General features: G+C 66.2%; 17 protein-coding genes. 5 read left to right on the forward strand and 12 right to left on the reverse strand.

Annotated elements, in window-relative coordinates; all coding sequences use genetic code 11:
- Positions 1 to 363 precede the first annotated feature (363 nt).
- Together ACWW1C_RS25230 and ACWW1C_RS25235 are read right to left on the reverse strand one after the other, a co-directional pair.
- The gene (locus ACWW1C_RS25230) at positions 364 to 1,479 is read right to left on the reverse strand and encodes an HTTM domain-containing protein (protein ID WP_455984430.1); all 1,116 of its coding nucleotides are present in this window, start codon (positions 1,477 to 1,479) and stop codon (positions 364 to 366) included.
- A 14-nt stretch (positions 1,480 to 1,493) separates the two neighbouring features.
- Positions 1,494 to 2,045, reverse strand: coding sequence for a hypothetical protein (locus ACWW1C_RS25235; RefSeq protein ID WP_455980807.1), 552 nt, complete (start codon positions 2,043 to 2,045; stop codon positions 1,494 to 1,496).
- Positions 2,046 to 2,093: 48 nt separating this feature from the next.
- Here ACWW1C_RS25235 and ACWW1C_RS25240 point away from each other — a divergent pair, with 48 nt between their 5' ends.
- On the forward strand, positions 2,094 to 2,333 hold the full coding sequence (locus tag ACWW1C_RS25240; RefSeq protein ID WP_455980808.1) for a hypothetical protein: 240 nt from the start codon (positions 2,094 to 2,096) through the stop codon (positions 2,331 to 2,333).
- A gap of 1,691 nt (positions 2,334 to 4,024) precedes the next feature.
- On the opposite strand, the gene ACWW1C_RS25245 is transcribed toward ACWW1C_RS25240, so the two are convergent.
- The 6 genes from ACWW1C_RS25245 to thiO form a co-directional block, all read right to left on the reverse strand.
- Complete coding sequence (locus ACWW1C_RS25245; RefSeq protein ID WP_455980809.1) at positions 4,025 to 4,768, reverse strand: ABC transporter permease; 744 nt, start codon at positions 4,766 to 4,768, stop codon at positions 4,025 to 4,027.
- The gene (locus tag ACWW1C_RS25250) at positions 4,765 to 5,673 is read right to left on the reverse strand and encodes an ABC transporter ATP-binding protein (RefSeq protein WP_455980810.1); all 909 of its coding nucleotides are present in this window, start codon (positions 5,671 to 5,673) and stop codon (positions 4,765 to 4,767) included. Before ACWW1C_RS25250 ends, ACWW1C_RS25245 begins: the two co-directional genes overlap by 4 nt.
- Positions 5,674 to 5,707: 34 nt before the next feature.
- A complete protein-coding gene (locus tag ACWW1C_RS25255) occupies positions 5,708 to 6,478 on the reverse strand; it encodes an SGNH/GDSL hydrolase family protein (protein WP_455980811.1) in 771 nt (256 codons plus the stop codon).
- Positions 6,475 to 7,179: a thiazole synthase gene (gene thiG, locus ACWW1C_RS25260; protein WP_455984431.1), complete on the reverse strand. Its 705-nt coding sequence runs from the start codon at positions 7,177 to 7,179 to the stop codon at positions 6,475 to 6,477. Before thiG ends, ACWW1C_RS25255 begins: the two co-directional genes overlap by 4 nt.
- 61 nt (positions 7,180 to 7,240) lie before the next feature.
- Positions 7,241 to 7,438, reverse strand: a complete 198-nt coding sequence (gene thiS / locus ACWW1C_RS25265) for a sulfur carrier protein ThiS (protein WP_455980812.1) — start codon at positions 7,436 to 7,438, stop codon at positions 7,241 to 7,243.
- Entirely contained in the window at positions 7,432 to 8,448 is a 1,017-nt protein-coding gene (gene thiO / locus ACWW1C_RS25270) for a glycine oxidase ThiO (protein WP_455980813.1), read from the reverse strand. The genes thiS and thiO overlap by 7 nt, the downstream gene beginning before the upstream one ends.
- Before the next feature lie 130 nt (positions 8,449 to 8,578).
- Between thiO and thiE the strand changes: the two genes are divergently transcribed.
- Entirely contained in the window at positions 8,579 to 9,250 is a 672-nt protein-coding gene (thiE, locus tag ACWW1C_RS25275) for a thiamine phosphate synthase (RefSeq protein WP_455980814.1), read from the forward strand.
- Here the strand turns inward: thiE and ACWW1C_RS25280 are convergent.
- On the reverse strand, positions 9,240 to 9,725 hold the full coding sequence (locus ACWW1C_RS25280; protein ID WP_455980815.1) for an NUDIX hydrolase: 486 nt from the start codon (positions 9,723 to 9,725) through the stop codon (positions 9,240 to 9,242). The two genes, thiE and ACWW1C_RS25280, sit on opposite strands and share 11 nt — an antisense overlap.
- 151 nt (positions 9,726 to 9,876) lie before the next feature.
- On the opposite strand from ACWW1C_RS25280, the gene ACWW1C_RS25285 reads away from it, so the two are divergent.
- Genes ACWW1C_RS25285 through ACWW1C_RS25295 form a run of 3 tightly spaced genes read left to right on the forward strand, consistent with a single transcriptional unit; the run spans position 9,877 to position 14,443 of the window.
- Positions 9,877 to 11,193, forward strand: a complete 1,317-nt coding sequence (locus ACWW1C_RS25285; protein ID WP_455980816.1) for a hypothetical protein — start codon at positions 9,877 to 9,879, stop codon at positions 11,191 to 11,193.
- Positions 11,194 to 11,201: 8 nt separating this feature from the next.
- Positions 11,202 to 12,155: a glutamate ABC transporter substrate-binding protein gene (locus ACWW1C_RS25290; protein WP_455980817.1), complete on the forward strand. Its 954-nt coding sequence runs from the start codon at positions 11,202 to 11,204 to the stop codon at positions 12,153 to 12,155.
- On the forward strand, positions 12,155 to 14,443 hold the full coding sequence (locus ACWW1C_RS25295) for a serine/threonine-protein kinase PknG (RefSeq protein WP_455984432.1): 2,289 nt from the start codon (positions 12,155 to 12,157) through the stop codon (positions 14,441 to 14,443). Before ACWW1C_RS25290 ends, ACWW1C_RS25295 begins: the two co-directional genes overlap by 1 nt.
- A gap of 9 nt (positions 14,444 to 14,452) precedes the next feature.
- Here ACWW1C_RS25295 and ACWW1C_RS25300 read toward each other — a convergent pair whose 3' ends face one another.
- The 3 genes from ACWW1C_RS25300 to pta form a co-directional block, all read right to left on the reverse strand.
- Entirely contained in the window at positions 14,453 to 15,265 is an 813-nt protein-coding gene (locus ACWW1C_RS25300; RefSeq protein ID WP_455984433.1) for a cytochrome c oxidase assembly protein, read from the reverse strand.
- Positions 15,266 to 15,346: 81 nt separating this feature from the next.
- Positions 15,347 to 16,471 carry an acetate kinase gene (locus ACWW1C_RS25305; RefSeq protein ID WP_455980818.1) on the reverse strand — a complete coding sequence of 375 codons (1,125 nt, stop codon included), beginning with the start codon at positions 16,469 to 16,471 and terminating at the stop codon, positions 15,347 to 15,349.
- Positions 16,468 to 18,540: a phosphate acetyltransferase gene (gene pta / locus ACWW1C_RS25310; RefSeq protein WP_455980819.1), complete on the reverse strand. Its 2,073-nt coding sequence runs from the start codon at positions 18,538 to 18,540 to the stop codon at positions 16,468 to 16,470. Before pta ends, ACWW1C_RS25305 begins: the two co-directional genes overlap by 4 nt.
- Positions 18,541 to 18,554: the final 14 nt, after the last annotated feature.

Genomic DNA, 18,554 nt, shown 5'->3' on the forward strand with positions numbered 1-18,554 from the left:
GACACAATTTCGACAGCACGTGCGGAACTCATGCCGGCTGTAAAAATAGCCGAGCCAGCTCACCGCGATCCATCAGTACGGGTTTGATGACGGTGTATTTACGCATTTGCTGTATTTGCAGGAATCGCAAAAATCATACGTTCGGACTACCCGGAATTCAGCTATTCGAGGTCCGAAATCAACACAGAGCCGAACCTGGCGATGCGGTCGGCGGGCAGCACCGTGCAGGCCTCAAGTCAACGTCACGACGGAAAGAACAACGGCCGGAAAGCGCTGCCCATACGTTTGCTGCCATTCACACGGAGACCCCTCGCGCCGCGGTGAGCACTGCTACCCATTGCGGCTACGACAGGCGCCGGCCGATCAGTCGCGCTGCGGGACAGGGACGACGTCGTTGCCGTTCGCCCCATCAGAGGCGGTGTCATTCACGGCGTGCCGGCCGCCAGGTGACGCGTCGTTGTCACCTTCTCCCGCAATCGATTCCATGGCCCTCTCGGCGTCAGCGGCAGGGACAACGCCGGCGTCAGACTCAGGCGTGAGAGGGTCCGGATCGACTCTGCGGCGAAGTACCCGCTGCACGACCGAACTGAGCCGACTGTGCACGCTCTCCGCAATGGCCTTGGACCGTTCCCACGGCACGAAGGACAGGTACAGCACGAATATGGCCAGCGAGAAGAACCCGACGACCATGGTCAACAGGATCGTCAGATGCAGGACCACACCGGCGATCAATACCTTTGTGCGCCAACGTTTGTTCCACACCAACACGCCGACGGAAAATTCGACCAACAGCGTGCCCCACGTCATCGCGTTCCCGATCAGCGGGCTGGTCGACATCCACGCCGGGCTCGGCAGCAGCAGCATGTCGTCGAGTCGCAACGTGTACGAAACAGCACTGCCGTTCTGCCACGTGTCACCGTGGAGCTTCGCGATGACCGTGGTGATGTAGATGATCGATATCTGCACCTGCATCAGGCGCAGTGGCCACACCTTGATGTCCTGCGCGGACCAGAAGGATCCGAAGCGACGACGCTGGTCCAACGACAACGCCGCGCCACATGGTGACAGCGCCAAATACAGGGACAGGATGCGGATCAATCCGTCACCGGAGTTGAAAATCCAGGGATTGCGGCGCTCGAACGACATGATCATCACGAACACCAAGAAGGTTGCGAGCTTGGTGTGCCAGCCGACGATCATGACAAGCGAAGCCACCATCAGCACGATCCAGCCAGCCAGCAAGGCCGTATCACCCGGCCAGCGGTAGAACACGCCCCACAAGAATTCGTACGTCGGTGGCTGCGGCACAATGCCGTTGACACTGAACTTGTCGTAGAGGTCCATCCCGATCTCGAGCGACCACAGGAAAGCCAAGACACCGAAGGCAATCCGGATTATCCCTAGCGTGTAGCCCGGCTCCGTGCTGAACCAGAACGTCCGCCAACCCTGCCACGCGCTGCGGCCCGATTCACGCAACATTGCCACCGGAGCGATCATGACGCCGGCCCAAACTTCCAGTCGTACAAGATCTTTTGCTCATGCTCTTCTGGAGCGTTGGATCCCGGAGGCCGAAGCTTGCGGGTATCGGAAAAGATCGTCACACCCACCGGGTGCTCGCCCGGCTGCATCAGTTTCCGAACAACCCACATTGCATATGCCCCACGAGTAACCGGCTCATTGATCAATGCTTCTTTGAACTTGCGCCACCGATCCCAGTAGAACTGGCCCACCAATGACCGGTCGCCTTCGAGTTTCCACACCCGCCGCGCACCACTGTCGTAGAGCACAGCAGTCTCCACTTCGGGCACCGACAGTGGCGGATTCGGGGAGAACATCCCCCACGTCTGATCCAAACCGGTGAAGCGAGCAATCGGCTGCAACTCCGGCATCATCACGTCCTTGACGGGCGAGGCGGGGATGGTCCAGATCACCGCCACCATCAGCATGATGATGATGCCGAAGCTGGCGAAAGCCTCCCGCAGGTTGGACCTGCGGGAGGCATGCCGCCCCAGCGACTTTTCTGCCAAACGTCGCGAACGGGACATTCTCAGCATCGTAGAACCGGCAAACTCTAGATCTGGACGTTTCCGCCAGTGAGGATGCCCAAGACGCCGTTACCGACGTTCACCACGAAGTCCAGGATGCTCTGCAGCAAGCTGAAGAGGAAACTGAACAGGTTGCCGCCCGGCGCCGGAGTGCCCGTCGTCGAACTGTTCGTGGTCGAACTGTTCGTTGTCGAACTGTTCGTTGTCGTCGACGGGCCGGTAGTCGACGAGTTGCCGTTCGAATTGCCGTTCGACGAGTTGCCGTTCGAGTTGCCGTTCGAGGACTGACCGTTCGAGCTGGACGACTGGCCATTCGAGCTGGACGACTGACCGTTCGAACTCGACGACTGGCCATTCGAGCTGGACGACTGACCGTTCGAGCTGGACGACTGACCGTTCGAAGACGACGACTGACCGTTCGAACTCGACGACTGACCATTCGAGCTGGACGACTGGCCATTCGAGGATGACGACTGACCGTTCGAACTGGACGACTGACCATTCGAACTGGACGACTGACCATTCGAACTCGAGGACTGGCCATTGGTGCTCGTCGACGACGAAGACGACGACTGACCATTCGAACTGGACGACTGACCATTCGAACTCGAGGACTGGCCGTTCGACGAAGACGACTGACCGTTCGTCGACGTACTGCCACTCGAACTCGACGACTGACCATTCGAGCTGGACGACTGACCATTAGAACTCGAGGACTGGCCGTTCGACGAAGACGACTGACCGTTCGTCGACGTACTGCCACTCGAACTCGACGACTGACCATTCGAGCTGGACGACTGACCATTAGAACTCGACGACTGACCATTCGAGCTGGACGACTGACCATTAGAACTCGACGACTGACCATTCGAGCTGGACGACTGCCCCGTCGTTGTCGACTGACCGGTGTTGCCCGTTGTGGTCGACTGCCCATTGGAGCTGGACGACTGGCCGTTCGAGGACGACGACTGGCCATTGGTGCTCGTCGACGACGTCGACTGACCACTCGAACCAGTCGAGGTGGACGACGACTGACCATTCGACGAAGACGACTGACCATTCGACGAAGACGACTGGCCATTGGTGCTCGTCGACGACGTCGACTGACCACTCGAACCAGTCGAGGTGGACGACGACTGACCATTCGACGAAGACGATTGGCCGTTAGAGGACGACGACTGACCATTCGTCGTACTCGGAGCCAATGGGAGGTCGCCGACCGTCCCATAGCCCACTGATGCAAGCTCCACTCTGTAGTCGTTGGTTGGCAGCTGACAGTAGACGCCAGCAGTGATTGCTAGAGAGCCGGCGAGCAGCCTGGCTCCTGCTCGGCGAACCGGGTACGTCGGCCGCACCTTGGATCCCGCCGAAGTTGAATCTTTTTCACTCATCATCAGGCTCCTCTCCGGCCGCCCCGATGCCGCCGGAATTCCAATGTTGGACCTGCATATGCGAATAGTCAACGTTCGCTGAGAAAGCAATGTGATATCTACCACGGTGGAATATTTCCGCCGAACTAGCGTGAATTAAACGCCTACAACTAATCAAGATCGATAGACATAAATAATTTACAGCAACAGATAATTAACGTACGAGCAGTATGTTCTATACTCACTTTCCGTCATATATGCAGGTCACGGACGCCTTTTTTGGCGTAAATGACGAATGTGATGCATTAACAGCAACTCTTCAGCTCAACCAATGCTGACGTCCAGCCCGCCGACGAGCGGACCAAACGCAACTCAGAAGCAGCACGCGAAGGCGATAATTGACCTCATTGTGTAAATGTTTGCAGTTCGCGAGAAATTTACCTGGAGTAGTCAGCTGTTGCGTAAATAAACTGCTCGAATACCGGCTCTTGCACCACGGCGACCCGCGCCCGGAAGTCGGGCCGACCCGAGGCTACGAACGCCCGCACGCCGCCCATCTACCGATACAGGCCGTACCAAGAAGGAGGATTTGCTGAAACCGGCCGTCGACTACGGATCGCGCCGAGTGACCACCACGAGCGCCAGCATGAACACCACTGCCGCAACCGCGGCGAAGTAGCAGGCCGCACCGACCGGTCCCCACCACAACGAGAACGTCTGGAACCACGGGGTCTTGGTGAAGGTGTAGGCGTTCCCGAAGGGCAGCCACGGTCCCACTCGGGTGCCCACCTGAGGCAGCGCACCGAGCACCGGTTCCACGACGAACGGCATCAACAACACCACCGCGACCACTGCCGCGGCGTGCCGCAACAGTCCGCCCAAACCGACGGCCAGGACCGCTCCCAGCACGGCATACAGCGACATCGCACCGATGGCACGCCAGACCTGGGCGCTGCCGAAGGACAATTCCGCGCCCTGCTGCGCGTTCACCAGTGAAGCCGCGAACGCGATCGAGCCCGCCACCATGATCGCGGTCACGACTGCGGATAGTGCCGCCGTCACGATCGCTTTCGCCGCAAGTGCCCACGCCCGGCGTGGGGTGGCCAGGAACGTCGTGCGGATCATGCCGGACCGGTACTCCCCGGTGACCGACATCGCGGACAGGATCATCAGCACCGGCACACCGAAGACACTGACGCCGATCGCCGCCCGCTCGGGCTTGAGCACCCCATGCGGGCCCAGCGCCGCCGCCTGTATCGCGGCGAACCCCAGGCCCACCACCACAACCGTCAGAATGAGCCAGATCGGCGATCGCGTGGTCTGCAGTTTGATCCGCTCGGCGTTGATGGTCATGGCGCACCCACCGCCCGGTAGTCGACAGCGTCGTCGGTCAGTCGCATGTACGCCTCCTCCAACGAGGCCTGTTGGGCGGCGAGTTCGTGCAACACGATTCCGTGGCCGGCAGCCAACTCCCCCACCTGTTCCGTCGAGACACCCCGGACCAGCAGCACGCCGTCGGCCGATTGCGCCGACGCATTCTGCGCTGTCAGCAACTCCTGCAGACGATCCAACTGTGGGCTGCGCACCCGGATGGTGTCACTGCCGGAGCTGGTCAGGAAGTCCGCCATGGTGCTCGAACTGATCAACTGACCCCGCCCGATCACCAACAGCCGGTCGGCGGTGTTCGCCATCTCTGCCAGGAGGTGACTGGACACCAGCACCGTGCGGCCCTCAGATGCCAAGTCCCGCATGAGCGTCCGAATCCACCTGATGCCCTCGGGGTCGAGCCCGTTCACGGGTTCGTCGAACAGCAGAACTTCGGGATCGCCCAGCAGCGCCACCGCGATGCCCAACCGCTGCGACATGCCGAGCGAGAACGTGCCGGCCGGCTTACCGGCGACATCGGTCAGTCCGACGATGTTCAGCACTTCATCGACACGGGATTTCGGCAGCTTGTTGCTGGCGGCCAGCCACCGGAGGTGCGCCCGGGCCGTGCGGTTGGGATGCACCTGACGGGCATCCAGCAGCGCTCCGACGCTGCGCAGCGGATGCTTCAGCTCGTGATACGTCTTGCCCAACACGGTTGCGGTGCCAGAGGTCGGCCGGTCCAGCCCGACGATCATCCGCATGGTGGTGGACTTGCCCGCACCGTTCGGCCCGAGGAAACCCGTGACGAAACCGGGCTCGACGGAACAGGTCAAATCATCGACGGCACGTTTGCGCCCGAAAACCTTTGTCAGTCCCGTCAGCTGGATCATCGCCGGACAACCCCCTTGGCTGGTGGCAGCACCATCACGCGCACGATACGCGTTCGATCACCATCTGCGCGACGGCGCGCATACCCGCGGCATTGGGGTGCAGTGGCGCGACCCGGCCAGGCAGCGGCAGATGAAACGCGGTGGTCCAGGGATCGGCGGACCATGCATGGTGGTCACGGCCGGCGTCCGCCACCGGCACCAGTTCGCAGCCGGTGTCCGCGGCGGCCGCGGCCGTCAGCTCGGCCAGCCGGGCGGCGATGTGCCGGCCCAGGTCGGCGTCGGCCGCACCGATCGGTGGCGCGGATATACCGGCCGGCGGCAGGAGTGTCAGGTAGTCGACGAACAGCACCCGGGCCTGCGGGGCACGTCGACGTACTTCTCGCCCAACGGTTTTCAACGACTCACCCACGGCGGCCAGCGCCTGGTCCCGCGCCGCCGCGTCGAGCAGTCCGCGCAGCAACCCACCGGCGAAGGGCACCGACCGCAGGAACCGGGGCAGGCTCGCGGCCCCGAGCATCGGCACGTAGCCGGCGTCGTTGCCGCCGATGGTGATGGTGACCAACGACTCCGATCCGTCCAGCGCGTCCACCTGCGGCGGCTCGCCGAACTGCCGTTCGGAGAGCACGTGTCCGGTGGTGGCACCCGAAAAGGTCACGTCGACAAGGTCGTAACCGAGGCGGTCGGCGACCAGGTGTGGATAGTTGACCGCCGACCGGCCGGAGCGCTTCGGCGCGCCGGGAGCGCGCGGCGCGATGCCGGGCCCGGCTGCCATCGAACTGCCGAGGGCGACGTACCGCGCCGTCATAACGCGGGACTGGATGCCTGCGCCCAGAACCGCTTGGGCACGCGACCGGCCCGCGCTGCCAGCCGACCCGCGGTGACGGCGGCGGCCATGGCGGCGGCCATCATCGGCGGATCCGAGGCCCGGGTCACCGCTGTCGCGAGAAGCACTGCGTCACAACCCAGTTCCATGGCCAATGCGGCGTCGCTGGCCGTGCCGATGCCGGCGTCGAGCACCACCGGTACCCCGGCGGCTGCGACGATCATCTCGATGTTGTGCGGATTGGAAATACCGAGCCCCGTGCCGATCGGTGCGCCCAGCGGCATCACCGCCGCGCAACCGGTGTCCTCCAGGCGCCTGGCCAGCACCGGGTCATCGTTGGTGTAGGGCAGGACGACGAAGTCGTCATCCACCAATTGCTCTGCGGCACAGACCAATTCGATGGCGTCGGGCAGCAGTGTGCGCTCGTCCGCGATCACCTCGAGTTTCACCCAGTTCGTCTGCAGCGCCTCGCGCGCCAGCTGCGCGGTCAACACCGCTTCGGCCGCACCACGGCAACCGGCGGTGTTCGGCAATGCCGCGATGCCCAGCTTGTTGAGCAAATCCAGTACGCCCGTGCCGGTTTCGGCATCGATGCGCCGCATCGCGACCGTCGTCAGCTCGGTACCGGAGGCGACGAGCGCTTCCTCGAGGATCGACAGGTTGGCCGCGCCGCCGGTACCCATGATGAGCCGGGAGCCGAACTCGCGGTCGGCGATGCGCAAGACATCGGCTGCCGTACAGACCTCAGCCACCCTGCACCGCCGTCACGACCTCGATCTTGGCGCCCGCGGCCAGGACGTCGTCCCACTCGGACCGCGGCAGCACCGACCAGTCCACGGCGACGGCGATGCCCTTGTCCGGAAAGCCCAGTGTGCCGATCAATTCGGCTACCGTGGTGCCTTCCCGAATCTCCACACTCTCATCGTTGACTGTGATCAGCACAGGGCCACCTTCTCTCTCGCATCGCCTGCCAGCAGGTCCGAAATCCGTTGCGCGGTCCACGCGGCCAACAAGAAACCGTTCCGCCCGTGGCCGGTGGCCGCCAGGGTGCGGTCATCGAGCCAGCCCACGATGGGCAGGCCGTCCGGGGTCATCGGCCGCAGTCCCGCAGCGCATTCGGCCAGTTCGTATTCACCGAGCGCGGGTATCACCGCGCAGGCATCATCAAGAATGTCGCGCACCCCGGTGACCGCGGGCGCGGTGTCGCGGCCGTGCTCGTACTGCGTGGCGCCCGCGACCACACCGTCCGCACGGGGCACCAGATATACCTGCCGGCCATGCACCCGCGCGCGAATCACCCGCTGCGGCACCGGCATACAACCTTTGCGCCACCGCAGCCGGAGAATCTCGCCCTTCACCGGACGCACCGGCAGCCCGGGCCACAGGGCCGGGGCGTCGATGCCGTTGGCCAGCACCGTGACGTCGGCGTCGCGCGTCTCCGCCAGTGATTCGACCGGCCCGGCCCACTGCACGCCCAAGCGGTCGCAGTGCGCGATCAGGCCTTCGACCACCAGCCGGTTGTCCACCGCCAGTTCGGTTTCCGCGCGGAAGCCATGCCGGATCCCTTGCGCCAGCAGGGGTTCGACGTCGCGCGCGGCGGTGGTCACCGTCACGGGATGTCCCTGCGCAGCCAGCCACTCGGCGACCGTGCGGACATCGGCGGCGTCCGCGCGGTCGACCGCCACCACCAGCGAGTCGCGCGCGGTCACCACGTCGTCGGGCAGACCGTCAAGGAAGCCGTCATGCCACAGCGCCAGGGAGTCCAGACCCAGCTGCAACTGGCCCTGCTCCCCCGGCCAGCCTTCGGAGTGCGGGGCGAGCATGCCGCCGGCCACCCACGAGGCGCCCGGCGCCTCGGTGCGGTGCACGCGCACCGACCACCCGTCCAGCGCCGCACGGCGTGCCACGGCCAGACCGATGACGCCGCCGCCGACGACGGCCAGCGATCGCATATTCCTAATCTCCCTTCGCCGGCATGATCCGGATCAGGTGTGACGGTAAGGGTAGGACGACCCCACTCTCAGCCCCCGGTCCTGGGACTCCCGTGTGTGCGGCGTCCACGGTAGTCGCTACCGTCGCGCTGTGTCTAAAGCCCTCCAGCGTCTGCAGTCCGCGTCCCTGTACCTGTGCACCGACGCCCGTCGGGAACGCGGTGACCTGGCCGAATTCGCCGACGCTGCGCTGGCGGGCGGCGTCGACATCATCCAGCTGCGGGACAAGGGCTCGGCCGGCGAGGCGCACTTCGGTCCGCTGGAGGCCAAGCAGGAACTCGAGGCGCTCGAGGTGCTGGCCGACGCGGCACGGCGGCACGGCGCACTGTTCGCGGTGAACGACCGGGCCGACATCGCCCGCGGCGCGAGTGCTGACGTGCTGCACCTGGGCCAGGACGACCTGCCGCTGCCGCTGGCCCGCGACATCGTCGGGCCGGATCCGCTGTTCGGCCGTTCCACCCATGACGAGCAACAGCTGGCCGTCTCCGTGACCGAGGACGTCGACTACTTCTGCGTCGGCCCGTGCTGGCCGACGCCCACCAAACCGGGCCGCACCGCGCCCGGTCTGGACCTGGTCCGGGCGGCGGCCGCGACGGGAACCGACAAACCCTGGTTCGCCATCGGCGGTATCGATCTGCAGCGCGTCCCCGAGGTGGTGGCCGCCGGCGCCCGCCGCATCGTCGTGGTGCGGGCGATCACCGCAGCCGAGGATCCGACCGCGGCGGCCCGCGCGCTCAAGCAGGCCCTGCCGCCTACGAACTGAGCGGGATACCCGCCGTCACGCTGCGCAGCTGCTCCCAGCTGGCGGCGAACCCGGGATGCAGCGGCAGCTCGGCGACCTCGTCCTCGGACACCCACCGCAGCTCGACGCTCTCGCGGTTCGGCACCGTCGCGAGTTTTTCGGGTGCGTCGGCGATCACGGTCGTGTACGTCCACACCTCGCCCATCGCGATCGCGGTGACCACAGTGGTCCGGACCGTCAGCTGATGCGCCTCCAACCCAGCTTCCTCATAGGCCTCGCGGACCGCGGCCTCCTCGACGGTCTCGTGACTGTCCCGCGCCCCACCCGGCAGCGCCCAGGTTCCGCCTTGATGGCTCCACGGCGCGCGGTACTGCAGCAGCACCGCCGCTCCGCCACCGGGCTGCGGCGCCCGCAGCAGAAGTCCGGCCGCGCCGTGGCGACCCCAGAAGTGGGAGCCGTCAGCCGCGAGCACCCATCCATCACCGTCGCCCTGCACGAAACCCACAATAGGGAACTTCGCGAAAGATGAAAGATTTGGCGGACCGGGCCGACCGGGAATCCACCCCCTACGCGCCGCAACCTCTTAGACTTCTTTTAAACGAGTTCGGCAGGGTCAACGGGTCAGGAAAGTTGAGGTCGGCGCACACGTGACGGTGGAGTTGGCGCACCCTTCGACCGAGCCAGTGGTGTCCCGGTCCCCCGGGAGTCCCGCGCACACTCGATGGTGGTTCATGTGGACCACACCCGGCCGCATCCTGCTCATCGGATTGATGCTGGCCGGCCTGGTCCTCGCCTGCGCCTTCGCCACCTCGACCACGATCCACGCCCGCCAGCAGGCCCTGACCACCGTCCTCGATCACACCGAGCCGCTGGCGTTCGCGGCCGGGCAGCTCTACACCACGTTGTCCGTCGCCGACGCCGCCGCCGCAACCGCATTCATCGCGGGCTCGGAACCGGTGGATCTCCGGCAGCGCTACGAGCAGGCGATCACCGACGCCGCGGTCGCGGTCACCGCGGCGTCCAGTGGGCTGACCGACGAGCCCATGGTGAAAGTTCTCGGGCACATCAATGCCGAGCTGACCGTCTACACCGGCCTGGTGGAGACCGCCCGGACCAACAACCGCGCGGGCAACCCGGTGGGTTCGTCGTACCTGTCCGAGGCGTCGTGGCTGATGCAGACGCAAATCCTCCCCGACGCCCAGCGGCTCTACGAGAACACCTCGGCGCGCGTGAACTCGGAGACCAGTGGTTCGTCGCAGGTACCCGCGCCGGTGATCCTGGTGGTCGCGGCGACGCTGATGTTCGGCTTCTTCTCGAACCGCTGGCTGGCCCGGCACACCCGCCGGCGCGTCAACATCGGTTTCGTCGCCGGGGGCATGGCGGTGCTGATCATGACCGTCTGGATCGGTGCCACGCTCATCATCTCGACCGCCGACACCCGGCATGCCCGCAACGCGGCGGCATCGCTGCAAACCGTGACCAGCATGGCCATCACGGCGCAGCAGGCGCGCGCGGACGAGACGCTGTCGCTGATCCGGCGCGGTGACGAGAGCGTCCGCAAGCAGTCGTACTACCGCCGTATCGACGGCCTCCAACAGCAGCTGGCGGACTACACGCGTCGTCCGGATGCGATCGGCACGAAGGACCTGGAAGGTGCCGATCAGCTGATCCGCCGGTGGCGTGCCGCCGACGACCGGATCAATGCCTACATCTCCACCGGCAACTACCAGTCCGCCACCCAGGTGGCCCTGGGCACCAGCGAAGACGATTCGACGCCGGCCTTCGACAAGCTCGACGAAGCCCTCTCTCAGGCCATCGCCGAAAGCCGCAAGCAGCTACGCAGCGACATCCTGAACGGACGCCAGGCCCTGTCCGGCGCGACGGTCGGCGCGGCTGCATTGAGCTTCGCCGCGGCACTCGCAGTGGCGCTCGGGCTGTGGCCGAGGTTGAGTGAATACCGATGAGTTTCACGATGCGTTCTCGCTTGGTCCCGGTGCTGGTCGCGGTGTTGGTGGCCGCCGGCTGCGGCGAGGCCCCACCGCCCGTCGCACCACAGAGCATCACCATCGCGCCGCCGACACCCGCGGGCATGGAAGTGCAGACGGCCGTTCCGGACCTCGGACCGGAGGACAAGTCCGACTGCACCGCAAGCCTGCGGCCGTTCCCGACGCCCGAGGCCGCGGCGGCGGCCGTAACCAACATCAAGGACCGCGGCCGGCTGATCGTCGGGCTCGACATCGGCAGCAACCTGTTCGCGTTCCGCGACCCGATCACGGGGCAGATCACCGGATTCGACGTCGACATCGCCGGCGAGGTGGCACGCGACATCTTCGGCACTCCGTCACAGGTCGAGTACCGCATCCTGTCGGACAACGACCGGATCTCGGCACTGCAGCACAACCTCGTCGACATCGTCGTCAAGACCATGAGCATCACGTGCGAGCGACGCAAGCTGGTCAACTTCTCGGCCGAGTACTTCTCCGCCAAACAACGGATCCTCGCCACCCGCGGCTCCGACATCCGCAAGCCCGCGGACCTATCGGGTAAGCGGGTGTGCGTCGTGAAGGCCACCACCTCCAAGGCACGGCTGCAGCGCATCACCCCGCCGCCGGTCCTCGTGGAGGCTGTCACGTGGGCGGACTGTCTGGTGGCGTTGCAGCAGCGACAGGCCGACGCCGTGTCGACCGATGACGCGATCCTGGCCGGCCTGGTGGCGCAGGACCCGTACCTGCACATCGTCGGCCCCAACATGGCCGAGGAGCCCTACGGCATCGGGATCAATCTCAACAACACGGGCCTGGTCCGGTTCGTCAACGGAACGTTGGAGCGGATTCGTCGCGACGGCACGTGGAACACGTTGTACCGCAAGTGGTTGACCGTGCTCGGCTCGACGCCGAATCCGCCCGTGCCGAGGTACAGCGACTGATGCCCGAAAGCGAAGCCACGACCGGCCCCGTGAACGCGGGCCCGGTGGAAGCGGGTCCCGACACCGACCCCGGCACCCAGGCCGTCGAGGTGACGTGGGATTCACTGGCCACGCTGCGGCCGATGGGCACGCAGGCGGTGTTCCGGCCGCAGTTCGACGATTCGATCAGCATCCCGATGCCAGTTCCGCCGGAACGGGACTCGGCCGCGACGAACGTCGTCACCGCCACCACCCGGGTCTCGCCCGTCCGGCGTCTGGGCGGCGGCCTCGTCGAGGTGCCGCGCATGGTGGACCAGGATCCCCTCTCGGCGCTGATGACCAATCCCGTGGTCGCCGAAGCCAAGCGCTTCTGCTGGTCGTGCGGCAAGCCGGTCGGCCGGTCCGAGAACGGGGAACCCGGCCGGTCCGAAGGTTCGTGCCCGCACTGCGGCGCCGCGTATTCGTTTCTGCCACAACTGAGTCCGGGCACCATGGTGGCCGACCAGTACGAGGTCAAGGGCTGCATCGCCCACGGTGGGCTGGGCTGGATCTACCTGGCGCTGGACACCAACGTCAACAACCGTCCGGTGGTGCTCAAAGGCCTGGTGCACTCCGGTGACGCGGAGGCGCAGGCCATCGCCATGGCCGAGCGGCAGTTCCTGGCCGAGGTCACCCATCCGGCGATCGTGAAGATCTTCAACTTCGTCGAGCACGCCGACAAGCACGGCGACCCGGTCGGCTACATCGTGATGGAGTACGTCGGCGGCACCTCGCTGAAACAGGTGAAGGGCGCCAAACTGCCCGTTGCCCAGGCGATCGCCTACATGCTGGAGATCCTCCCGGCGCTCGGATACCTGCATTCGATCGGACTGGTCTACAACGACCTCAAGCCCGAGAACATCATGTTCACCGAGGAACAACTCAAGCTCATCGACCTCGGCGCGGTATCGCGCATCAATTCGTTCGGATTCCTCTACGGCACACCGGGTTACCAAGCGCCGGAGATCGTCCGGACCGGTCCGACGATCGTCACCGACATCTACACCGTCGGCCGGACGCTGGCCGCCCTGACGCTGAACCTGAAGACCGACAAGGGCCGCTACATCGACGGCCTGCCCGAAGACGATCCGGTTCTCCTCCAATACGATTCGTTCGCCCGGCTGCTGCGCCGCGCGATCGACCCGGACCCACGCCGGCGGTTCGGCAGCGCCGAGGAGATGTCCGGACAGTTGCTCGGGGTGCTGCGCGAGGTCGTCGCCCAGGACACCAGGACGCCACGGCCGGGCCTCTCCTCGGTGTTCAGCCCGTCACGCTCGACGTTCGGCGTCAACATGCTGGTGGCCCACACCGACGTGTACATCGACGGACAGGTACACACCGAGAAGATCACGGCCCCAGAGATTGTCCGGGCGCTGCAGGTGCCGCTCGTCGACCCGGCCGACGTCGGCGCCGCCGTCCTGTCGGCCAGCCTGCTGAGCCAGCCGGTGCAGACGCTGGATTCACTGCGCGCCGCCCGCGAGGGATCTCTCGATGCGGAAGGGGTGGACCTGTCGACCTCGGTCGAACTGCCCCTGATGGAGGTGCGCGCCCTGCTCGACCTCGGCGACGTGGCCAAAGCCAACCGGAAGCTGGAGAACCTTGCCGACCGGATCGGCTGGCACTGGCGGCTGGTGTGGTTCCGTGCGGTGGCCGAACTGTTGTCCGGCAACTACGACTCTGCGACAAAGGATTTCACCGAAGTCCTGAACACGCTGCCCGGCGAGCTGGCGCCGAAGGTGGCTTTGGCGGCGACCGCCGAGCTGTCGGGCTCGGCGGCCGAGCGCGCTTTCTATCAGACCGTGTGGAACACCGACAACGGCGTCATCTCCGCCGGGTTCGGCCAGGCCCGCGTCCAGGCACTGGCCGGGGACCGAGAGGCCGCCGTCCACACCCTCGACGAAGTGCCTGCCACCTCAAGGCATTTCACGACCGCACGACTGACCAGCGCCGTCACCCTGCTGTCTGCCCCGACCACCGCCGAAATCACCGAACGCCAGATCCGTGACGCCGCACGGCGCGTGGAGGCGCTGCCGGAAACCGAGCCGCGCGTACTTCAGATCCGGACACTGGTGCTCGGCACGGCCCTGGACTGGCTGGCCGACCACACCGCCAGCACCAACCACATCCTCGGCTTCCCGTTCACCGAACACGGCCTGCGCCTCGGCGTCGAGGCGTCCCTGCGCGGGCTGGCCCGGGTGGCGCCGACCAAGGCACACCGGTACGCGTTGGTGGACCTGGCCAACAACGTGCGGCCGATCAGCACCTTCTGACACGGCGTGTCACCGGTAGCGGTCCCGCAGCTGCGGATCGGTTTCCCACCACAGGCCACTCGACGGCGCTCCGGCCTCCGGTTCGGCGCCGGGGGCCGCGGCGTCGAGCTCGGCATCGACCTCGGCCGCCCTGCGTCGTTCGTCAGAACCCAAGGCGCGCATCAACAGCAGGATGAACGGCACACCCAGCACGTCACCCAGAATCCACAGGATCCCGGCGCCGTAGCTCTGGTCCAGGCGAATACTCGGGCCGAAGTCACGGTGCAGGCCGGCGTAGTAGTCGTAGGCGACCACCGGGCCCAGCCACAGCACCAGCCCGAGGATGCCGTCGCCGAGGCCCTCGGCCACGCTGATCCCGATGGACAGTAGCGGCGGGTAACGCCGCGGCACCGGGTCGACCTGCAAGCGCGCATAGAAGTACCCAAAACCGATGCCCAGCAGGACAAGTCGGGTCAGCGACGCGAGCGGTCCGGTCATCGACGCGACGTACCACGGCGTCAGGTACAGCAGCCACGGTGTCGCCAGCATCAGCACCGACGTGACGGGGGGCGACAACAGCGCCCGCGCGCCAACGGAATTCAGCACCGGGTCGAGCACCGTTCCCACCATCGAGACCGGACGACCCAGCGCCACGCAGAACGGCACCACGTACAGCAGGAGCAGGACCTGCAGCGCGCGTACCCAGAACAGCAACGGCGCGTAGGCCGCGACGGCGCTGAGTGTCGCCAACGCCCATACCGCGATGGCGCTACCGAAGCACCACCATTGGGCGCGAGACAGGCGTCGGCGCGTCCTCACCAGCGCACCGGCGCCGAGCAGCATCAGTACAACGGCGACGGGGTCGAACGTCCCGGTCAACAGGGGCACGAGGCGCAAGCTACGCCCCAACCCTGGCAGGTTCCTTCAGGCAACCTTGCAGACGTCGACACAGGCCCGCGCGATGGCCAGCTCTTCGTTGGTGGGGATCACCAGCACGCTCACCGGCGAGGTGTCCGTGGAAATCCGTCGAGCGCCGCGGTTCGGGGAGAGGTTGCGTTCCTCGTCGACCTCGATTCCGAGCGCCAGCAGCCCGGCGAGCGCATCGCGGCGGACGGCGGCGTCGTTCTCGCCCACCCCGGCGGTGAAGGTGATGACGTCCGCTCCGCCCAGCAGTGCCAGGTATCCGCCGATGTACTTGCGCAACCGGTGAATGTAGACGTCGTAGGCCAGCTGGGCCGCTTCGTCACCGTCATCCATGCGCTTGTGCAGCTCGCGGAAATCGGTGGCGCCGCCCAACCCCGATACGCCTGAGTGGCGGTTCAGCAGGGCGTCGATGTCCTCGATCGACATCCCGGCCGCGCGCGACAGGTACATGATGATGCCGGGGTCGACGTCACCGGAGCGGGTGCCCATCACCAGACCTTCCATCGGCGTCAGGCCCATGGAGGTGTCGATGGGCCGCCCGCCGGCGATCGCCGAGGCCGACGCCCCGTTACCCAGGTGCAGGACAATCTGGTTCACCGATTCGAGGGGCAGGCCCAGGAACTGCGCGGCCTGCTCGCTCACGTACTGGTGCGACGTGCCGTGGAAGCCGTACCGGCGAATGTGCCACTTGTCGGCCACATTCCGGTCGATCGCGTACTCGGCGGCGGCCGCGGGCAGATCGTGGAAGAAGGCCGTGTCGAACACCGCGACGTGCGGAACGTCGGGCAGGAGCGCGCGGGCCGCGTTGATGCCCATCAGCCCCGGCGGATTGTGCAGCGGCGCCAGCGGGGCCAGCTCTTCGAGCGCGGCGACCAGCTCGTCGCCGATCACGGTCGGCCGGTAGAACCGCCGGCCGCCGTGCACGACGCGGTGACCGACGCACGCGATCTCGTCGACCGTCACCCCGGCCGCACTCACCGCATCGAAAACCTGTTGCAGGGCCTTCGGGTAGTCGTCCACCCGCTCGATCACGCCGTCGGCCAGTGACTCGCCGGAAGCCGGTTGCACCAACCGGTATTTCACCGACGACGAGCCGCAGTTGAGTACCAGTACCGGCCCGCTCATTTCGCTCCCTGCGCCTGAATCGCCGTGATGGCAACGGTATTGACGATGTCCTCGACAAGGGCGCCGCGTGACAGGTCGTTCACCGGCTTGTTCAGACCCTGTAGCACCGGCCCGATCGCGATGGCACCGGCGCTGCGCTGCACCGCCTTGTAGGTGTTGTTGCCGGTGTTCAGGTCAGGGAAGATCAGCACCGTCGCGCGGCCGGCCACCGGCGAGTCCGGCATCTTGGTCGCGGCCACCGACGGCTCCACCGCGGCGTCGTACTGGATGGGCCCTTCGACCAGCAGCTCCGGCGCCCGCATGCGCACCAATTCCGTTGCCGCCCTGACCTTGTCGACGTCGACACCGGTGCCTGATTCGCCGGTCGAGTACGACAGCATCGCCACGCGCGGCTCGATCCCGAACTGCGCGGCGGTCTGCGCCGAGCTGATCGCGATGTCGGCGAGCTGCTCGGACGTCGGGTCCGGCACGATCGCGCAGTCGCCGTAGGCCAGCACCCGATCCGCCAGGCACATCAGGAAGATGCTCGACACCGTTGAGATGTCCGGCGCGGTACGGATGATCTCGAACGCCGGACGCACGGTGTGTGCCGTGGTGTGCGCGGCCCCGGACACCATGCCGTCGACCATGTTGTTGTGCACCAGCATGGTGCCGAAATACGAGACGTCGTGGATGATCTCGCGCGCCTGCTCGAGCGTGACGCCCTTCTTCTTCCGCAGCTCGGCGTACTGTTCCGCGAACTGGTCGCACAGCTCGCTGGTGCGTGGATTCAGCACCACGGCAGCCGACAGGTCCAGGCCCAGCTCGGCGGCGCGTGCCCGCACCGCCGTCTCATCGCCGAGGATGGTGAGATCGGCGACCGAGCGGGCGAGCAGCCGGCCCGCCGCCCGCAGAATCCGGTCATCGTCGCCTTCGGGCAGCACGATGCGCCGGCGGTCGGCCCGCGCCCGGTCCTGCAGCTGATGGGTGAACATCTGCGGCGTCACGACCGATGGGATCGGAACCGCCAGCTGCGCAAGCAGATCAGCGACGTCGACGTGTTCGTCCATCAGGGCGAGCGCGGTGTCGACCTTGCGCAGCGACGTGGCCGTCACCCGGCCCTTGGCCGTCGAGGCGGCGCGGGCGGTGTCATACGTGCCCAGGTCGGTGGCCACGATGGGCAGCCGCAGGCCAAGGCCCGCAACCAGTTTGGCGATCGACGGATGCAGCGGCAGGCCGCCGTTGAGGATGAGGCACGAGATCGACGGAAAGCCTTCCGCCGCATGAGCACTGGCGATGGCCAGCACCACGTCCGACCGGTCGCCCGGGGTGATGACTGCCATGGACTCGCGCAGCCGCTCCAGACAGTGTTCGGCCGTCATCCCGGCGACCATCATCCCCATGACCTCACGCGTCAGCAGCTGTTCGTCGCCGCTGATCAAGGTGCCCTGCACGGCGTCCCGTAACTCTGCCACCGTCGGCGCGGCCAGCAGCGGCTCCTCCGGCAGCACATAGCTTTTGGGCGTGAACCGCTGCAGCGCGGCGGCCACGCCGGCCAGCTCGTCCGGGTCACACCGGTTGGCGACCACCGCGGCGGTGTGCGCGTGCTGGGCCGCGAGTTCGGCCAGACAAAGTTCCACCACATGTGCCACCTCACCGGGTGTGCGGGCGGCGGCACGCACCGAGAGCAACACGGGCGCACCGAGATTCACCGCGATGCGGGCGTTCATCGACAGCTCGCTGGGCGACGCGACATCGGTGTAGTCGCTGCCGACGATCACCACCGCATCGCATTTGTCGGCCATGCGGTGATAGCGGTCCACGATGTCCGCGATCGCGGCATCGGGATCGTCGTGCAGCTGCTGATAGGTGACCCCGGCGCAGTCGTCGTAGTCCAGGCCCGCAGTGCTGTGCGCGAGCAACAACTCGAGGATGTAGTCGCGGTCGGTCCCCGCGCGCACGATCGGGCGGAACACCCCGACATTGGCGACCGTGGCCGCCAGCCGGTGCAACAGCCCCAGCGCAATGGTCGACTTGCCGGTGTCGCCTTCGGGTGAGGCGACGTAGATCGCGGATGAGCGCTCGGGCACGGCGACAAGCCTAC

This window comes from Mycobacterium sp. HM-7 (assembly GCF_053852335.1).